This is a genomic window from Acrocarpospora sp. B8E8 (assembly GCF_039871605.1).
In the GTDB taxonomy this organism is placed as follows: Bacteria; Actinomycetota; Actinomycetes; order Streptosporangiales; family Streptosporangiaceae; genus Acrocarpospora; species Acrocarpospora macrocephala.
Map to the genome: position 1 here is coordinate 20,782 of NZ_JBDPLV010000037.1, position 18,092 is coordinate 38,873.

Below are 18,092 nucleotides of genomic sequence, written 5' to 3' on the forward strand. Positions count from 1 at the left end.
GATGAGGATCTATCAGCCGATGTTGTTCGTCGGGTTGGGCGGCACCGGCTGCCTGATCGGAGCCGAACTGGAACGCCGGCTCCGGGACGAGCTGTGCGGCCCGGACGGGCGGGAGCTGCTGGACCGCATGCCGGGCCAGAACTTCTTGCCCTACCAGCTGCCGTCGTGCATGCAGTTCGTGTACGCCGACCTGAACGAGGCCGAACTGCTGCGCCTGAAGACCAGGGCGGTGCCCGGCTCCGATCATGTGGCGGCCGGGATGCGCACCAGGAACCTGGTGCCGGACCTGGTGCCGCGGTTCGACACCTACCCGGAGGTGGCGCGCAGCCTGCGCACCAACATCCAGCCGCTGGTGACCGACTGGCTGCCGCCCTCCAGCGGCGAGCCCCGGGTGGCGCCGCTGGTGCGCGGTGCCGGGCAGCTGCCCACGGTCGGCCGGGCGGCCCTGTTCGAGACGCTCCGGCACGGCGTGCGGCCCGCCATGCTGCCGGTGGCCAACGCGGTCGGCGGCATCAGCACCTCCGGCGGCGAGCTGGCCCAGCTGGGCGGCAGGCTGAGCTCCTCCTGCGACGTGTTCATCGCGTTCTCGGTGGCGGGCGGCACCGGCAGCGGGATCTTCTACGACTACCTGCATCTGGTCGGGCACGCGCTGGAGCAGGCCGGCCTGCGGGCGCAGATCTACCCGCTGGTCCTGCTGCCGTCCGCCTTCGACGAGGGTCTCGGCGGCGGGCGGCGGGCCACCCTGAACGCGGGCCGCGCGCTGCTCGACCTGTTCCGGCTGGTCGACGACCAGAACGGGCACGCGGCGGGCACCGAGCTGAGCAACGTCGGGATCACCGGCGACCTGTTCGTCCGCTACCCGGTCGAGGGGGAGATCCGGCTGCGCGCCTCGACCGTGCAGACCGCGTTCCTGTTCGGCCGCACCTCGGGCGTGGACCGGGAGGACCTGCACCGCTCGATCGTGTCGCTGGTCATGTCGCTGGTCGGCACCGACATCGACCAGGGCGAGGAGGAGGGCGCGCGGGTCTTCGACCGGGTCTACCAGTCCTTCGCCGACGACTTCATCAACCGGGGCGTGGAACGCGAGACCATCGCGGTGTCCGGGATCGGCAACCGGGGGGTCTCCACCAGCCTGGTCGCGTCCATGACCGTGCCGGTGGACGACCTGGCCGACCTGGTCGCCTCGCGCATCCTGGCCCGGGCCGTCGCCGAGCTGGCGGCGCCGCCGCCCGGCCGGGCCGAGAACAACCGGGACGCGGTGGAGCGCATGTTCGGCGCGACCAATCTCGACCCGCTGCGCACCCGGGCGCCGCTGACGTTCACCGAACTCCAGGCGACCGACGGGGCCAACGCCATCTACCGCATGCTGGCCACCCGGATGCGCGGCATGGAGGACAACCTCAAGGCGCTGGAGGCCAGCCTGCGCACGGTGGTGCCGCAGATGGTGCAGGACTTCGACCCCCGGCGCGGGGTCGAGCAGATGCTCGGCGACTACGACCCGCTCCGGCTGCGCCGGATCTTGAACGGCCACCCCAACCTGATCGAGGAGGTCGACAAGCTGGGCTTCCGCGGCCTGCTCGAACTGCGGCGCAGCGAGCCGCCCGCGCCCGCGGGGCTGGCCACCCAGCCGTCGCTGCCCCAGCTGCGGGACCGGCTGCTCGGGGTGCGGAAGGCGCGCTGGGGCGACCCGGTGGTGCAGCGGGTGATCCAGGAGCAGGACGCCTGGTACCACTGGCGGGCCAGGGCGATCTGGCACTCCGCGTGGGGGGACCAGACCGCGCGGTGGGAGCACAAGCTGAGCCGTACCAACCGGGACCTGACCGATCTCACCGACGAGCTGATCGGCCACGCCCAGGAGGACGACGCGCGGTTCGCCCGCCGGGCCCGTGACCTCTACCGGGCCAGGGTCGGCGTCACCTACCTGCTGCCGCCGCGCGGGGAGGACCTGGAAAGCTTCTACGAGCAGGTACGGAACCGGGCGATCAGCCACTATGTCGGGCGGGGCAGGCTGCGCCCGAACGCCGGCGAGGCCGACCTGCTCAACGAGATCATCGACACCGACGGCTGGCGCCGGGTGTTCCAGATCAGTACGGAAGACGGCCCCGCCTACGCCAAGGCACACCTGCGGGACCGGCTCAAGCAGGAGGTCAAGCGGCTGTTCCGGCATCGCGAGCACGGCGAGCGGCCGCTGCTGCCGCCGATGGCCGACCTGGTCGCCCAGGCGGCGGGCAAGGACGGCGCGCTGGTGGAGGAGGAGGACCTGCTCCAGTTCCGGCAGAAACTGGCCGCGCTGGTGCCGAGCGGATTCTCGCCGCAGGGCACCGGGGAGATGAAGGTGCTGATCTCCTACCCCGCCGCGGCCCGGGACGCGGGCGTCGAGAACTACCTGCGCGGCACCATCAACCTGCCCAAGCACGGGCCCGCCCCCGAGTTCCGGTCGCTGGACGCCGACGCCATCGTGGTGGTGCAGTTCCGGACCTCGATGGGCGTGACCGAGGTGCCGGAGCTGCGGGAGGTGCTGCACTTCTGGGGCCAGGCCCTCCGCAACGAGCAGGATCAGGACTTCCTGCGCTGGCGGCAGCGGCTCGGCTACGACTTCGGCTACCTGATGACCACGCACGAACACCGGGTCCGGATCCTGCAGCGGTTCCTGATCGCGATGTGGAACGGCCAGGTCCAGATCGAGGACGGCGGGCCCGACTCCCCGGAGCGGATCAGGATCGCGCTCGACCAGGGGGCCGACGCCATGGCGATGACCCTGGCGCTGACCACGTACGCGGGGGCGTCCTCGTGGGGGAGCCTGGTCCGGGCGTACGAGGAGTGGACGCTCAGCGACGACGAGTCGATCCGGCGGGACTTCGCGGCCCGGCTGATGCGGCTGCTCCCGATCGGCCTGGAGGCCACGCCGATCCCGCCCGATCCGATGTTCGAGCATTTCATCCGGGTCGCCGAGGAGCAGCTCAAACTGCTGGAGATCCGGATGCCCACCCTCTCGGAGGCGGGCCGCCGCCAGGCGGAACGGCTGGCCGAGCTGTGGGGCGGCACGCTGCGGGACGCGCTGCGCCTGCCGTTCACCGGGGTGTCCAACCCCGTGCACAACAACCTGGAGGATCTCGCCGAGGTGGTCAACCGGTGGCTGTGACAGACGGGCTCGAACCGGATGTCCTGGTCCTGGACATCCGGGACCGCGACGTCGGCGACGAGGGCTGGTCGGCGCTGGGCCGGGTCGCCGACCGCGGCCGGGTGCTGGTCGTGGACCGGGTCGAATCGCTGGCCGCCCGGCAGATCTTCTACGAGGACATCCTCGGCACCCGGGCGGTGCAGGCGGTGCTGTGCATCGCGGTCGGGTCGCCGCGCCGTGGCTCGGACGCGCTGCTGACCATCTCGCCCGCCATGGCCACCTCAGAAGTCACCGCCACGCTCTGGGTGGGCGACGGGACGAGCGTCGAATGGGACATGGATCGGGGCCGGGCGTTCCCGCCCGCGGAGGATCCGGACCGGACGCTGGCCTCCCTGACGGACGTGCTCAGCCTGCCCGAGGTCTTCGACGCCGTGGTGGCCCGGATGCGGGACATCCCCAACCGGCTGGCGTCGGCCGGGATCACGATGACGTCCGGCAGCTTCGGCGACGAACTGCTCGCCGACGCGCTCGCCGGCGGCCTCGACCGGCTCACCGGCGGTGCCGAAGTGTCGCGGATGACCCAGAGCGGGGCCGCCGACCTGGCCGCCGCCGACCGCTCGCCCACCCGGATCCTGCGGCTGCTCCTCAACGACAACCCCGTGGACGTGGCGGATCCGCTGGTGCCGAGGGAGCGCATGAGCACCCTGCGCGACCAGGCCAAACACCGCGCGGAAGAGGTCAGCCAGCTGGCCGCGGAGCTGGAGACGGTCGGCGCGCTCACCGGCAATCCGCGGCCCGGCGCCACCGCCGTGAGCCGGGTCCACGCGTCCGGGTCCGCGCTGCGGGCCTTACGGCAGACCGCCGACACGCTGTTCGAGGAGGCGGACGGCTTCGACGGGACCGATCACTCGATAAAGGATCGGCTGGCCAGGGAAGGTGTCCGGACTGACCTGGCCATCGGTCCCGGCAGCCCCTCAGACGCCCTGCGGGTGACCATCAAGGCCGAGTTCACCCGCAGGGTCTCCCTGCAGACCCTGGCCGTGCGCCTGCGCGCCTACGCCGCGCAGGTCGCACCCGGGGGGAGCGGGGCCTTCCGCGATCACCTGCACCGCGCCTGCCCGGACGCGCTGCTCGACGATCTCGACCGCCCCCGGCCGTTCCCGCTGGACGCCATGCGGAGCACGCTGCTGGTCGGCGCGCTGGCCTTCGGCGCGGTGCTCGGCATCGCGGTGGGGCCGCTGGCCGGGACCCCGCTGGCCTCCGGGGTCCGGCTGGCCGGGGTCGGCCTGATCGCGGCGATGGTCTGGGTGCTCGGCGTGACGCTGCTGATGGCGCGCGTGCCGGAACCGGAGGGCGAGCACGGCTGGCGGGACCTGCCGGCCGGCCAGCTGTTCCTGCACGGCGCCCTCATGCTGGCGGGGGTGGCCGCCGGCCACTTCATCTGGTGGCTGCCGTTCGCGGACGGCCAGCTCGGGCCGCCGATCGAGATCACCCTGGTGGTGGTGCTCACCGTGCTGGTCGCCATGGGCTTCGTGCTGTACGCGTCGTGGCGGCGGATGGTCGACCAGTGGTGCCGGAGCCTGCCGGGACCGGCCGCCGAGGACGCCGCCGCCCGGCTGGCCGAGGTGGTCCGGCGGGTGGCGGTCCGGGAATGGGCGCTGGCCGAACGCCGCCGGGACGCGGCCGACGCGGCGAAGACGTACGCCTCGGTGCTGCAGGATCTGACGCTCGCGCTGCACCGGGGCGTGGCCGAGCACCGCACGAAGCTCCTGGACCGGAGCGGCCCGCTCGGCCCGGTGCGCAAGGGCTTCGTCGGCTCGCCCGAGTACGGCGCCGAGTTCGCCCAGCTGGTCGCCGACGACCTGGTCGACCTGGCCGCGCACATCCTCGACCCGCTCTGGAACCACCTGTACGGCACCGCCCTGCGCGAGGTGACCTGGCGGATCGAGGACAGCGCCCAGCGCGGGCTCACCGAATACTGGGACCACCTGCGCCGGCGCGGCGTGCACGAACGCCCGTCGTTCGGCACCGACAACGTGCGCCGCACCGAACTGGCCGAGACCGTCTGGCGGCGCTCGTCCGGCGTCGCGGAACTGGTCAGGATGCCGGTCGGGGGGCGGATGATCCAGCTGTGCGACCAGGACGACCTGCACCTGCTCCAGTCCACGTCGGGCGGGCAGGCCGTGCGGTTCGTGCCCCGGGTGGCGCAGCCGCCGGTGGGCGGGCGCGACGGTTACGGCGACGGCGGCGCGCACTTCCCCAGCGACGTGGTGTGGACGGCGGCCAGCCAGTTCGCCGGGGTGGTCCGGCTGGTGCCGCTGCGCACCGGCATCGTGTCGGCGCACTGGACGATGGGCGCGCAGACGGGTCCGGGCGGTGGCAGTGGCTGATCAATTCGGCACTCAGCTCGATTACACCGACGCCGAGGGCACGCAGCGCCAAGGAAAGATCATCCATCAGGGTCCCGGCCGGACCAAGCCGGGATCCGAGCTGGTCATCAGCGAGATCCAGGTCGAGGTCGACGGCGTCACCGGCTGGCTGGTCAAGAAGTCGCTGCACCAGGCCGCGGCCAAGCACGACCCGCAGCTCTACGCCCGGATGGAGAACGAGGTCAGGACCGGCCTGATGCTCCGGCGCCGCTTCGGCGGCCCCGCCTACCCGGCCGAACTCGCCCGCCTGGCCGGTTACGACGTGGACTGCGAGGAACCTTTCGTCCTGTACGAGCGACTCCACGGCAGTGGCTTCGCCGCGGACGTCGCCGGCCGGCTGCTCCTGGAGGAGCAGAAGCAGTTCCAGATCACCCTGCTCCGCGGGGTGCGCATCCTCGAACAGGTCGGGATCGTGCACCGGGGCATCACGCCGTACAGCGTGTGGTGGGACGGCCATGTGGCCCAGCTGACCGATTTCGAGCTGGCGATCAAGGCGCAGCGCTGGCGGACCTCCGTCGGCGAACGGCCGTGGGCCTCGCTCCAGCAGCGGCGCGGAGTCGGCGGCACCTGCGCCCGCGACGACGTCTGGAGCGCCGGAATGGTGATTTACCACGTGGCGGCGGGCACCCGGTCCACCGCCGCGCTCAACGGGCCGGTGTCGCTGAACGCCGTGGAGCCCAGAACCCGGGAGCTCCTGGCCGGGGTGTTCGCCGACAAGGCGAAGAACCGCCCGCATCCGCTCGACCTGCTCAACCGGCTGCGCGAGACCGACCCGATCGCGCCGCCGGAAGAGGCCGCCGACGGGGCGTTCGAGCGCGGCGGCCTTCGCTACGACGAGATGATGCGGCAGAAATGGGGGTCCACCTGGCGCCGCCCGCCGGTGGCCAGGGACCCGATGGTCGAGGACGACGACGAGGACGAGGTTTCCCCGGCTCCTGCTGCACCGCCGCCGGAATATCACGCCCCGCCGCCCGCGCCGGTGGTGCGCGCGGGAGGTGGCGGAATGGTGCTCGCCGTGGTCGCCGCCATCGTGGTGCTCGCGATCGCGCTGTGGTTGATCGGAGGGATGCTGTGAGCGAGAAACCCGCCCCCATTCGCTGTCCCGTCTGCCTGGATTCCTTCCCCTGGAACACCGACGGCGCGGACCTGTACGAGCTGGACAGCGAAACCCTGCAGTATCGCCTGATCAACATGGCCAACCTGCGCGACCCGCACAAACGCGACTACCGCCTCCGCTCGGCCTTCATCCGCTGCCCCAACCCCTCCCAGGACACCGGAACGCACTACCTCCCGGTCCTCTACGGCCGGTACGGGCGTCCCCTGGTCATCGGCTTCGTGGGCGCCAGCCGGACCGGCAAGACCCATCTGCTCGCGGCGATGATCGGCGAGATAGAAGCCGGGAACCTGCAACGCTACGGTCTGTCCGCGGTTCCCCTCGATCAGATCCGGCACCGGGAATTCCTGCGCGACAAAGTGCACCCGCTCTATGGCGGCGAGCAACTGGCCTTCACCGCGCCGAGCCCCCTGCCCGAATTCGTGGAGGCCATGGTCTTCAGCAGGACCGGGGAAACCGGAGGTCATCCGGTGGCTTTCTTCGACCTTTCCGGTGACCAACTCGTCCAAGTCGGGCGCAGCGAACGTTTCCTCGCGGCCGCCGATGCGCTGATCTTCGTGGTCGACCCCGAGAAGTCGCTCCGGCTGCCCGGGTTCGCCACCAAGCCCAGCGACCTCGGCGACCTCACCTTCGGCAACGTGCTCGACCAGCTCTTCCGGCGGGACGCCATCCTGGACATCCCCGCCGTGATCGTGGTGAGCAAGAGCGACATCCTGCGATTCATGCACCCCGTCGATCGATGGCTGGCGCAGACCAATCCCGGGGGAGCGCTGGACGCCGAGCTCCTCCGGATGGAGAGCAGGGACGTCTACGCGTTCCTGCACCAGCACGGCGCGCAAGGCTGGCTGCTGCCGACCGCCCGCTGCCGCCGCTGCACGCTGCACTTCGCGTCTGCCACCGGCGGTCGGCAGACCAACGGCCGCTATTTGCGACAGGTACGGCCCCAGCGGGTGCTGGAGCCCCTGGTGGCGGTGCTTGCCATGACCGGCGTCATCACCGGGCCGGAAGCCGAGGCGGTGGGACGGTGAACACGAGTATGGAGGTCCACTGGCTGGTCTTCTCCTGGGACGAGGACCAGGACGGGCTGGCGCTCCGGCGATCGTCGCTCCCGGCCGACGAATGGGTGAGCTGGGGCCGGCGGCTGCTCAGCTACGCCGAACTCCAGCGCAAGCCCGACGCCACCGCCAGTTCGAGTGTCTGCCGGTTGGATGTAGACGGCCAGATCGTCGCCCTCCATCGGCATCCCACCGCCGAAGTCGATCCGCGCAAGCGCATCAGGACCTACGCCTACCTGAACAAGCAGACGGCGCTGGGCGCCCGCGACGTGCTCGGCCGGGGCGAGGACTGGCACATACGGGTACCCGGGAACCTGTCCTCCGGACCCCCGTTGCCCGCGGAGCTGCTGCCGAAGCTCACCGAAGAGCAGGCGAGTGCGTACACCGAGCGGGTCCGGGGGACGAACCGGGACGCGCTTCGCAAGCTCGTCACCGAGGTGCTGCGCAACATCGATTCCAGTTTCTCCTGCCGGATCGACGCCCGGATAGATCCCCGCCTGGTGATGTGGGGTCTCATGGACCTTCTCGACGGAGTCGTCGGAGTCGGTGATCCTCGCTACTGGACCTTCTCCACGGATGAAAGCGACGACCTCGGCCGCGATCTTCCGCGTTTCGTTTTCCTGGACCAGTGGAAGATCAGTTCGCTGGAATCCGCGCATAAACGCATCGACCTCACCAATATCACCAGATTTGCCGATGACTTGCACACGCAAGCGGCCAGCCATCTCGTCGAGGCGTACTGGGCCGGCGGCACCGAGGGCGTGGCCAAGCTTCGCAAGGCCGCGGGGGTCAAGGACACCGGCCGTGACGATCGCCGGGTCGCGGCGTTGCGCGCTTATGCCCAGAAGGTCACTGTTATCCCCACGACAGAGGAGACGACATCCCGTGACATGACGCCCAGGTCATGGGAGGAACCGTACGGGGTGGTCGAAGAACGGGCCCTGACGGTTGGGGGCGACATACTCGACTATGAGCCCCAGTTCACCGCCGAACAGTCGGAGCACGCCCAGGTGGACGTGCCGGTCAGCGAGGTCAGGGAGCAAGACCCGACGGTCGCGATCCGGCGTGACGACCCGCGGCATCGGATCTACGAGCCGGGCGAACCAGCGGATTCTCCGCACTCGCCCTATGCGGCAGGCGGCAAACTCCGTGAGGTGTTCGCTGAACCCCCTGCCTCGTTCAGGTGGGGACAGATCGGGGACAACCCTCCCTCCGAACCCACCACCCCGGCGCCGCACTCCCGATCCGGACGCCCGCCCGTCCCCGCCGCCAAGCGCGCGCCGGCGCCCGGCGGGAACGCGCCGCCCCCAATCCATGCCATCTCCAGCCTGGCCCAGGGTCTACTCCAGGTGAAAGACGCGAGGACGGTGGAGCAGTACGTGCATGCCATGGCGACATCGGCGCACCATGGGGTGGGCCATCGCCAGGACTTGCGGAACACCCTCATCGAACACAAGTGTTTCCACGACTTCTTCTCGAAGATCGATGGAGTAGATGTCGAAACCGAAATCGAAAAGCTCGTCGAATCGGCATTCTTGGCGGATGATTTCGTGTCCGACAAGTCGGCGGTCAAGAAGGCGGCCAGGATCGCCGCCATGACCGGCATGCCGGATGTCGTTATCGCATCCTTGGCGAAACTAACGGGACAGGCGGGATTCGATCACGCCCGGGTCTGGCTCGACCTCGTGGTGGAGATGAGATCCGAGCAGGCCCGGACGACCTTCTGGTCCAGGAGGAAGTCGCGGCAACAAGGCACGGCACAGACCCCCAAGACGTCCGGTGGCAACTCCCTGAGCCGTGAGGAGAAAACGCGATCAATCCTGGAAAGAGTCGTCCTTATCGCCTTCCTCTCTATCGCCTTTGTGCTTGCGATCGGCGTAGCCATCTTCTTACTCAAATGACAGGCAGGCGGCGGGCAGGAGAAACGTGCGCATGCCCTCGAAGTCATCGGGAAAGCCCATATCGATCTCATCAGGCCGAGACTCCATGAGCATCTTCGCCGCCTCCATATAGCCCGCCAGCACGTCCTCATCGGCCTGCCGGCGCGAGCGCGGATACCAGACGATTCCATCGGACCGGTATCGCAGATCGGAGAGGTGCAGCGGCGGCTCGGCCGCTCCGCGGCGGTGCCGCCACAGGCCCATACGGGGATCGAAGTGGTAATCGGCAAGCAACCGGTGGCCGTACGCGGCGAGCAGGTCGACGGCGTCGATGAGGTAGTCGCAGACGGTGTCGGAGATGAAGTAGTTGAAGTTCACGCGGACCCACCCGGGCCGGACGCCCTCACACCCCTGCTCGATCTTGTCTCGCAGCGCGTGGGACCGCGCCTGGTCGATGCCCAGCAGCCGGTGGCCGTACGGGCCCGCGCAGGAGCACCCACCGCGAGACTGGATGCCGAACACGTCGTTCAGCAGCGCGACGACGTAATTGTGGTGCAGGTAGAGCGAACCCGCCCGGACGCGGAGCGAGACGATCGACAGGCGCCGGGAACGATGGCTGCCGAGTATCTCGATGTTCGGGTTGTGCTGCCACCGGTCGAGCGCGCGGTGCCAGAACCGCTCCTCCCGCGCCTGGATCAGCTCGGTGCCCACGGCCTGCTTCAGGCGGAAGACCAGCCCCGCGCGGATGGACTCGACGATGGCCGGCGTGCCGCCCTCCTCCCGGGCGACCGGGTCATCCAGGTAACGATGCCCGGTCGGGTCCACGAAGGCGACGGTCCCGCCGCCGGGCGCCGTCGGCACCTGGTTGCGCACCAGCTCGCGCCGGACCACCAGGACGCCGGGGGTCTGCGGCCCGCCGATGAACTTGTGCGGCGACAGGAAGATCGCGTCCTTGTGATCCGGCCGCCCGGGCGCGGTGGCTTGCATGCGTATCGGCACGTACGGCCCTGCCGCGGCGTAATCCCAGAACGACAGGGCACCATGGGCGTGCAGCAACTCGGCGATCCGCTCGGTGTCGGACAGGATGCCGGTCACATTGGAGGCCGCCGAAAAGCTGCCGATGAGCAGCGGCCGATCGGCGTGCCGCAGGAGTTGCGCCTCGAGGTCGCCCAGGTCGATGTGCCCGTGGCAGTCCTCCTTGATGACGACGACCTCAGCGATGGACTCCCGCCAGGGCAACTCGTTGGAATGATGCTCGTAGGGTCCGATGAACACCACCGGCCGCGGCAGCGGAATGTACAGACCGGGAATGCGCAGTTCCAGGATGCCGATGAGCTTGTTGACCGCGGCGGTCGCGCCGGAACCACAGAAGATGACCAGGTCGTCGACCCCACCGCCCACCGCGTCGTGGATGATCTCGCGAGCCTCCTCACGCAACCGGGTCGTCTGCAGCCCCGTGGCCGAGCTTTCCGTGTGGGTGTTGGCGTAGCGAGGCAGCACCTGATCCCGGATGAAGTCCTCGATGAAGTCGAGAGACCTGCCCGAGGCGGTGTAGTCGGCGTAGGTGATGCGACGCGGACCATACGGACCGTCGAGCACCTCGTCGTCCCCCAGGATGCCGCGGCGAATCCGCTCCAGCAGCGGCGATGTCGTCGGCCCGTCCGAAAGCCGGTACAGAGCGCCGGACGGCTCACCGGGCGCGTGCCTGGCGATGACGCCCGTGGAACCCGGGTTCGGATCCTCGGTCATACCTGGAGTTTTCAGGACACCGCTTGACGCCCGTTTGCAGCTGGCTTATCCGGGGTTGTCAGGACTCTTCCGACTCGTCAGGCTCTTGGGGTTCCTGGGGCCATGAGTCGGGGTCGGAGACGTATGTGCCCTTGCGGGATTTGGTGTAGACCCAGCCCTGATCGCGCAGCACTTCGACCGCCTTGCGTACGGTTTTCGTGGTGACCTCGTAGCGTTGGGTGAGGTGGGCCTCGCTGGGGATCGGGCGGGTTGGCTGGTAGGTGCCTACCCTGATCTCCTTCGCGAGATCTGCGGCGATCTCTCGATACCTGCTGTCCGTCTGGACCTGTCTGGGCACGCTCGGCGGTCCGACGAACGTGCCGAGGCCCTTCTCGTTGTAGACGGTCCCGTCCTTGCGTAACTCCTTCAACACGCGGCGTGCTGTGTCCCGGGAGATGCCGAAGTCCCGCATGAGCGTTTTCTCGCTCGGCACGGGAGAACCCGCCGGTAACTCTCCGGCGGAGATTCGCTCGCGAATCTTCCTCTCCACCTGCTGATACAGCGGGGTAGATCCAGATCGGTCCAGCACGCTGGCACGCTAGGGCCACCCTCGCTTGCCCTTAGTATGCCATACCTCCCCGGGGATGAATGGATACAGGCATTGCACCTCTCCATACCTGCGGCTGGATGTATGCTCTGATCTGTCTGGCGATTAATGCTCAAATCGGCGAGGGCGGCACTAGAGTGGTGGTAGACCTCTACCCGAATGGCGGACCGCACTAGCGTGAAAACCGCCCGTAGAAACGCGGAAAGGCCTCCTGTCTGCCCGAGTTCACGGCCCGGCTGACAGGAGGCCTAACCGACCACCCCTTACGGGGTGTGCGATTCGATCAGAAACCAGATGATCCACAGGATCATCCGCCATATCGGGCGAATAGCCGGGACCTGGTGGCCCTCGGCCTTGCGCGACTCCTGATCGTCCTCAGATGCGCGGTCATCGACCATCGCAAGTGCCTCCCCGGATTCTTGCGTCTGCTCTTCAGACACAGTCGGTTGAGAGGTCGACACTTCGCGACGGTTAATCCCGCCGCCTACCACCTTAGGGCTTTCTTCTCTCCTGTCGGAGGGAAACCAAAAACGGCCCAATCGATCAATTGTTGGGCTACTAGCCCTATAAATAGAATTTGCAATGCACGCGATTGGACCAGGAATACTGGTGCGGCAGTGCGAGAAGGATCGCCGCTTATTGCGGGCCGAAGGTGATGGATCCGAACACGTCTCCGGATTGGATGACGGGTCCCTGGAATCTGGCGTCGCCGCCGATGTTGTTGGTGATGTCGTGGCTTGGGCCGATGACCTGGGCGGTCTGGCTCGCCCATGAGGTGAGTGCCTCGCTGAAGCCTGCGTCGGCGCGCGCCCGTTCGACCAGGAGGCCGGAGACGTCTGGCGCGGTTTCCGGGCTGGCGGCTTCCACCGCGGCCAGTTCGCGGGAGCCGTCGCCGAACCTGCGGCGCACGAGCGAGGCGAGCGAGGTCCACGCGTTCTTGCCGACCTCGCCCGCGACGCCACCGGCCACCGCGGAGATGAGTGCGGCGATGAGGGTCGGGTCCATGGCGTTGCCCCCTAGGTCCGGCGTCCCTCGGCAATTACCGCCAGCGGTGCAGGGGTTTGTCAACCGATCAGCGGAAAAACTAGGACCGTTTCCTCCTGCGGGCGTACACGATCAAAGTGATGATCAAGGCTGCCTCGGCGGTCAGGATCGCCGCCGCCGGGACCGGCCCGAGCCAGCCGCTCAACCGGGTGAACCAGAGCGTGAAAATCGTCCCGGCCAGCGCCGCGGCGAAAAGCGCCGAGCCCACCCCGTACGCGACGTACGTCCACAGGTCCCGCCGCCGATACCCCCGCACCTCGGCCATCCGGCGGCGGAGCAGGTGACCCCAGAACTTGTACGTCTCCACGCGCAGGTCCGCCAGTCCCAGCGCGTGGGTGAGCATGTAGTAGCCGTCCAGCCGGAGGAACGGGATGAAGTTCACCAGCGAGGCGAGGGAGGTGAACAGCACCATCGACCCGGCGAACGCCTTCGCCGTGCTCCCTTCGGGGGCCACCAGCCACAGCCCGGCGAACAGCACCGAGAGGGTGAGGCTGGCGAACACTCCGGCGAACGCGGTGAAGACCCGATGCCGGCGGGCCGGGAACAGCATCACGTCGTCGGCCCGGCAGTACGGGACGAACAGCGGGAACCGCCACATCACCCCGATCTCCGGCACGTTGCCACCGAACCGCTTGCAGGCCAGCCCGTGCGCGAACTCGTGCACGGCGTGGATCACCCACGAGACGGCCAGCACCAGTGCGATATACAGCGGCGCGCCGCGGTGCACCTGCATCTGCTCCCAGATCTCGCGCCATTGGCTGGCCACCAGAGCCCACACGCCGCAGGTGGCGACCAGCACCGGCACCACGAACCTGGGTGAGAACAGCAGCCCGGCCCGGGGCGCGAGCAGCCCGAGCAGGCGATCCGGGTTCACCAGCGGGAAACGTTTGAGCAGCAGCGTGCTGCGGGAGCGTTTGGTCTCCGCCGCCGCGGCCGCTCGCAGCCGCTCCAACTCAGCCAGATCGGCATCCGAAGTGTCGCCGAGCAGCCGGCGCCGATGCAGCAGCCCGAAGATCTGCTCCCAGCTCTGCGGGCCGAGCCGCTTGCCGAAGGCCGCGATGTACTCCGCGTTGATGTCGTCCAGGCTGTGCTCACCGTCCATCCGGGACAGCACGAAGTGCTCGCGCGGGCCCAGCTTGTAATACCACCCGGTGGCGTGGTCCTTGACGTGGTAGACGGCGGTGTCCCCGGCCCGCAGTCCTGGCCCGAACGCCACGTCCTGGCGTATCCGGGGTCGGGCCGACAGGTCGACGCCGGGCTGCGTCACGCCGCGCTCCCGTCCGCCTGGAGCGCGTTCAGCGTCCGGACGCCCAGGTAGGACAGATAGATCTCGTCCAGGATGCTGGCACCGAGCCGGTTGTTGGTCATGTGCACGTACGAGCCAAGCAGGGCGCGCAGCGCCGCATCGATGTCCAGGACCGCGGGTTCAGGGGAGTCCGGCCCGCCGCCGAAGGGCAGCCCGTCCGCGCCCAGCTTCCGCACCCGGTCGCGCAGCTCCTGGCAATGCGTGATCCACTCCCGCTCGAACGGGGTGACCCCCATGCCGTCCGGGTCTCGCACGGCGGTCATGATCCGGCTGAGCCGGTCGGCCAGCGCCGGCGCCATCCTGCCGTAGCTGCGTCCGTAGCGCCGCTCCCAGTCCTCTGTCCCATCGGCGTACTGGCCCTCCCAGCGGCTCCGGTACCGGTCCAGGAAGAGGGCGACCTCCTCGGGCCGTTCCAGGAACACCAGGCACATGGCCATGGAGAGCTGGAACGACAGCCCCATCAGCACCGACCTGACGTGCACGTTCGCGGTGGCCAGCAGGTTTAGCACCGCGTCGCTTGACTTCTCGAAGTGCCACTGGGACAGCTCCAGCCCGTCCGGCCCGCCGTACCGGTGGTATTCGGGCTCGTAGTTGATGTAGTGGCGGGAGTTGTTGGGCCGGTGGGGCATGCCGTCTTCCCCATAGGTTGCGTCCCAGTTCTCCTCGCCATACTCCGCGATGTACATGCGCTTGTAGAAGCCGCGTAACTCTTCCCGGTCGACCTCGTACAGCGCCGGGCGGCGGGCCAGGAAGGCGTCCACCGCGAGTTCCACCTCAGCGCGTACGGCGTCGGCGGCCACGCCGGGGGCCGGCCGCATCCGTAGCCGCACGTGCGGGCCCTCCAGCCAGTACTTGATGAAGAAGTAGCGCTCGATCAGCCGCTCCTCCCGCAGCCGCTGGACCAGCGGCGCCACGCACTCCACCAGCATCGGGTCGGCGTTGCTGCTGTAGAAGATGTGCAGGGAGATCCAATTCGGGTCGCGGGTCACCGGTTCTCCTTCACCACTGGATTCCTCCTCAGCCCGTCGAGCTCCATGGTGAGCTCGCTGACGTAGCGGACGGCCCCGTCGCGAGCCACCAGCTGGTTCTCGTCGGGCAGCATCTCGGTCATGACCAGGCGCTGGTCGGCCTGCCGGATCACCGAGTCCAGCAGGGACAGCGAGAAGTGGCTCTCGAAGTCGGTGTACAGCGGCTTGTAGTCGCCGAACCGCCGCCTGGTCGCGGGCTGGCCGGCATCCGCCTCCGCGTCCACCTTGACGTCCGCGACGTCGCCCGGTCCCCCGCCGTACGGGGTGACGAAGACCCGGGACGGCAGGCCGTTGTCCCGCTGCCAGCGCCGCCAGGCGAGAAACCACTCGTGGTCGGGCTGCCGGGGCAGCCGCAGCGGCAGGTACGACGGGTGCATCTTCCACAGCCGGCGCTGCACCACGATGTTGCCGAGGCGGATCCGCGGGTACCCGGCGATGGTGCGGTCCGGCACCGGCACCCGGGTGCCGGCCCACAGGTCGAGCGCCGACATGCCGGTGTAGGACATGTTCAGCAGCACCTGCTGAACCTCCGGCAGCGCCATCGGCATCAGGAAGCCGAGGTACACCGGGATGACCTCGACCCCGAGCCGCTTCGAGCGCAGCACCAGCCGGTCCTGCTCCAGGTCGTCGACCAGGAACAAGTCCTCCACCGGGAGCTGCGCCTCCGGCTCCCGCCGGCTGCGGTCCCCGGGGCAGACCAGCTCGTACGGCAGCACCGCGGAGTGCAGGTTGAGGTTGGTCTCGGTGTGGCCGCCCTGCAGCTCGGCGAAGACGGCGCCTTCGGGCTGCACCTCCAGCAGGGTCCGCCGCAGGGTGTTCTCCAGCGACCCGCCGGCGAACAGGTGGGTGAACCGGGAGAACAGCAGGGTGAGACCGCTGTAGACCCGGTTCACCACGGCCAGCGGGACCTCACCGGGTCCCCGGTCGGCCAGTTGCAGGAAGAACGACCAGGGTTCAAGCAGGCTGGGGGAGGCGGGGATGCGGGCGGCGGTCTCGGCCAGCAGGTCGTGCGGCAGCTCCAGTTCCGCCGCGCCGGGCGGCAGTGCGGCGTGCAGATCGCTGACCCGCTCGGCCAGGTATCTCTTGGCGTCGTCCAGCGCTTCGATCTCCGGCATCCGCAGCGGATTGAGCTGGGGGCGCAGCCGGTCAGTGGCCGGCGCGCCGCGCGAGCGCATCTGGGCCTTGCTGTAGCTGTCGAACAGGTCCCGCTGGAACTCGTGGGCGAAGGTGAGGAAGTCGTCGTAGCGGGCGCCGGTCCCGTACCGGGCGCGGAAGAACCCCTTGGTGATCAGCCGGCGTGCCAGCATGAGGTTGAACACGGGGAGCACCTGGGTCAGGTGTTCCAGGTCCGGTAGCAGCCGGTCGCGCCAGATGTCCTGGTCGGCCGTGGCTCGCCCGCGGCGCAGGCTGGCGTCCTCGTACACCAAGGTGCGCGGGATGCGCGGCGGTGACGGCGCGATCGACGCCTGTGCGTCCTGGAGCCGGTCGCGGATCTCGTCCAGCGCCGCCCGCCTTCCGTCCAGGTCCCGCTTCGGGTACGTCGCGACGGTCGCGGCGACACCGTCCAGCCGCTCGGCCAACTCGTTCGCCCACGGCCGGTCCAGCGCGGCCAGACCGGAGCGGTAGCTGGCGAACGGGTCCGGGTCGTGGATGTCCATCTGCAGTTGGGGCACGACCAGCAGCCCGACCCTGACCAGGTTCCGCAGGAACCGCTCCACCTCCTCGCGCGGACGCTCCGGCCCGGTGGCGATCCGGTCGGCGACCTCCCCGAGGCGGCACGGCCGCCCGTCACCGAGCAGCTCGAGCACCTCGCCGAGGAGCTGGCCGGTCGGCAGGAAGAAGAGCGATTCACGCACGGCGTCCATCACCGACGGCGTGTCATCGTCGTCGTTGCCGCCCCCCATGGCCATCGCTCGCCGCCGCAGGTAGCGGATCCGGTCGCCGGACAGCTTCCAGCCGGAGGTCGCCAGCACCGGCAGGTCCGCGGAGATGGCCTGGTCGGCGAGGAGCAGCGCGGAGAGCTGCGACAGGATGGTGACATTGAGCCGCACCTTGCTGTGCTGCTTCCCGCCGCCGAGATCGACCAGCAGCGCCTGGCCCACACCGGGCTCCATCCGGCCCAGGGTCACCGTGGTCAGGGTGCTGAACGGGCTGGTCTTCGCCGAGGCACGGTACAGGTACTCCAGCAGGGACCGCTCGATCCGGCGGGCGCGCTTGCCGAGCTGGCCGGGGCCGGCGTTGAGGTAGGTCGGCAGGTAGCGGTCCAGGGATGGGGAAGAGAGCAGGATGCCGGCGCGTAGGGTGGGATCCACCGCCAGCTCGCGCAGCGCCTGGCGGCTTTCCGCGACCTCCGCTTCGGCGAGACCGGCGCCGGACTCCAGCAGGTCGGCGTACCGGATCCGGTTCTCGCACCAGCTGTCGAGCTCCTGCCGGGCAGGCGCGTCGAGCACCCCCGCCGCCCGGTCCCTGGCCGCGGCGCCGGGAGCGCGCAGGTTGAACACGTCCCGCCGGATGTTGACCAGGTCACGGCGGAGCGCCTGATTCTCGCGGTGGCGGGCGACGGCGTGCCCGAGCGTGTCCGAGATGCGCTCGGCCCGCAGGCGCAGGTCCCGCTCGGCGTCCAGGATCCCCTCGGCCCACGCGCGGGCCCGCGGCGACCGGAGCGAGACGACCGCTTCGTACGGCAACCCTCCGACGCGGAGCAGGAATGCCGGTGGCAGGTGCCATTGAACGACGGAATCGGTGCCGGAGGCCTTCGCCTCGGTGATCGTCATGCGTCT

12 protein-coding genes are annotated in these 18,092 nt (G+C 69.3%); 5 read left to right on the forward strand and 7 right to left on the reverse strand.

Annotated elements, in window-relative coordinates; genetic code table 11:
- Position 1: 1 nt before the first annotated feature.
- The 5 genes from ABGB08_RS30845 to ABGB08_RS30865 are packed head-to-tail and all read left to right on the forward strand — an operon-like array spanning position 2 to position 9,620.
- Positions 2-3,142, forward strand: coding sequence for a tubulin-like doman-containing protein (locus ABGB08_RS30845; RefSeq protein WP_347597096.1), 3,141 nt, complete (start codon positions 2-4; stop codon positions 3,140-3,142).
- Positions 3,133-5,511 (forward strand): hypothetical protein, encoded by a 2,379-nt coding sequence (locus ABGB08_RS30850; RefSeq protein ID WP_347597099.1) that lies wholly within the window; start codon positions 3,133-3,135, stop codon positions 5,509-5,511. The genes ABGB08_RS30845 and ABGB08_RS30850 overlap by 10 nt, the downstream gene beginning before the upstream one ends.
- On the forward strand, positions 5,504-6,625 hold the full coding sequence (locus ABGB08_RS30855; protein ID WP_347597102.1) for a hypothetical protein: 1,122 nt from the start codon (positions 5,504-5,506) through the stop codon (positions 6,623-6,625). Before ABGB08_RS30850 ends, ABGB08_RS30855 begins: the two co-directional genes overlap by 8 nt.
- Positions 6,622-7,692 (forward strand): hypothetical protein, encoded by a 1,071-nt coding sequence (locus ABGB08_RS30860; RefSeq protein WP_347597105.1) that lies wholly within the window; start codon positions 6,622-6,624, stop codon positions 7,690-7,692. The genes ABGB08_RS30855 and ABGB08_RS30860 overlap by 4 nt, the downstream gene beginning before the upstream one ends.
- Positions 7,689-9,620, forward strand: a complete 1,932-nt coding sequence (locus tag ABGB08_RS30865) for a hypothetical protein (protein WP_347597108.1) — start codon at positions 7,689-7,691, stop codon at positions 9,618-9,620. Before ABGB08_RS30860 ends, ABGB08_RS30865 begins: the two co-directional genes overlap by 4 nt.
- Here ABGB08_RS30865 and ABGB08_RS30870 read toward each other — a convergent pair.
- The 7 genes from ABGB08_RS30870 to ABGB08_RS30900 form a co-directional block, all read right to left on the reverse strand.
- Positions 9,609-11,348, reverse strand: coding sequence for an aminotransferase class V-fold PLP-dependent enzyme (locus tag ABGB08_RS30870; protein ID WP_347597111.1), 1,740 nt, complete (start codon positions 11,346-11,348; stop codon positions 9,609-9,611). The two genes, ABGB08_RS30865 and ABGB08_RS30870, sit on opposite strands and share 12 nt — an antisense overlap.
- 58 nt (positions 11,349-11,406) lie before the next feature.
- Complete coding sequence (locus ABGB08_RS30875; RefSeq protein WP_347597114.1) at positions 11,407-11,916, reverse strand: GntR family transcriptional regulator; 510 nt, start codon at positions 11,914-11,916, stop codon at positions 11,407-11,409.
- Between the two features lie 281 nt (positions 11,917-12,197).
- Positions 12,198-12,374: a hypothetical protein gene (locus ABGB08_RS30880; RefSeq protein WP_347597117.1), complete on the reverse strand. Its 177-nt coding sequence runs from the start codon at positions 12,372-12,374 to the stop codon at positions 12,198-12,200.
- 196 nt (positions 12,375-12,570) lie between these two features.
- On the reverse strand, positions 12,571-12,939 hold the full coding sequence (locus ABGB08_RS30885) for a hypothetical protein (RefSeq protein WP_347597120.1): 369 nt from the start codon (positions 12,937-12,939) through the stop codon (positions 12,571-12,573).
- Positions 12,940-13,018: 79 nt separating this feature from the next.
- Entirely contained in the window at positions 13,019-14,245 is a 1,227-nt protein-coding gene (locus tag ABGB08_RS30890; protein WP_347597123.1) for a M50 family metallopeptidase, read from the reverse strand.
- Positions 14,242-15,273: a lantibiotic dehydratase C-terminal domain-containing protein gene (locus ABGB08_RS30895; protein WP_347597126.1), complete on the reverse strand. Its 1,032-nt coding sequence runs from the start codon at positions 15,271-15,273 to the stop codon at positions 14,242-14,244. Before ABGB08_RS30895 ends, ABGB08_RS30890 begins: the two co-directional genes overlap by 4 nt.
- Complete coding sequence (locus ABGB08_RS30900; protein ID WP_347597129.1) at positions 15,270-18,086, reverse strand: lantibiotic dehydratase; 2,817 nt, start codon at positions 18,084-18,086, stop codon at positions 15,270-15,272. Before ABGB08_RS30900 ends, ABGB08_RS30895 begins: the two co-directional genes overlap by 4 nt.
- Between the last annotated feature and the right edge of the window lie 6 nt (positions 18,087-18,092).

What these genes read in the sequence shown, in the direction of transcription:
- ABGB08_RS30845 (WP_347597096.1), top strand. Translation starts at nt 2, where the DNA reads ATGAGGATCTATCAGCCGATGTTGTTCGTCGGGTTGGGCGGCACCGGC.
- ABGB08_RS30870 (WP_347597111.1), bottom strand. Translation starts at nt 11,348, where the DNA reads ATGACCGAGGATCCGAACCCGGGTTCCACGGGCGTCATCGCCAGGCAC.
- ABGB08_RS30885 (WP_347597120.1), bottom strand. Translation starts at nt 12,939, where the DNA reads ATGGACCCGACCCTCATCGCCGCACTCATCTCCGCGGTGGCCGGTGGC.
- ABGB08_RS30900 (WP_347597129.1), bottom strand. Translation starts at nt 18,086, where the DNA reads ATGACGATCACCGAGGCGAAGGCCTCCGGCACCGATTCCGTCGTTCAA.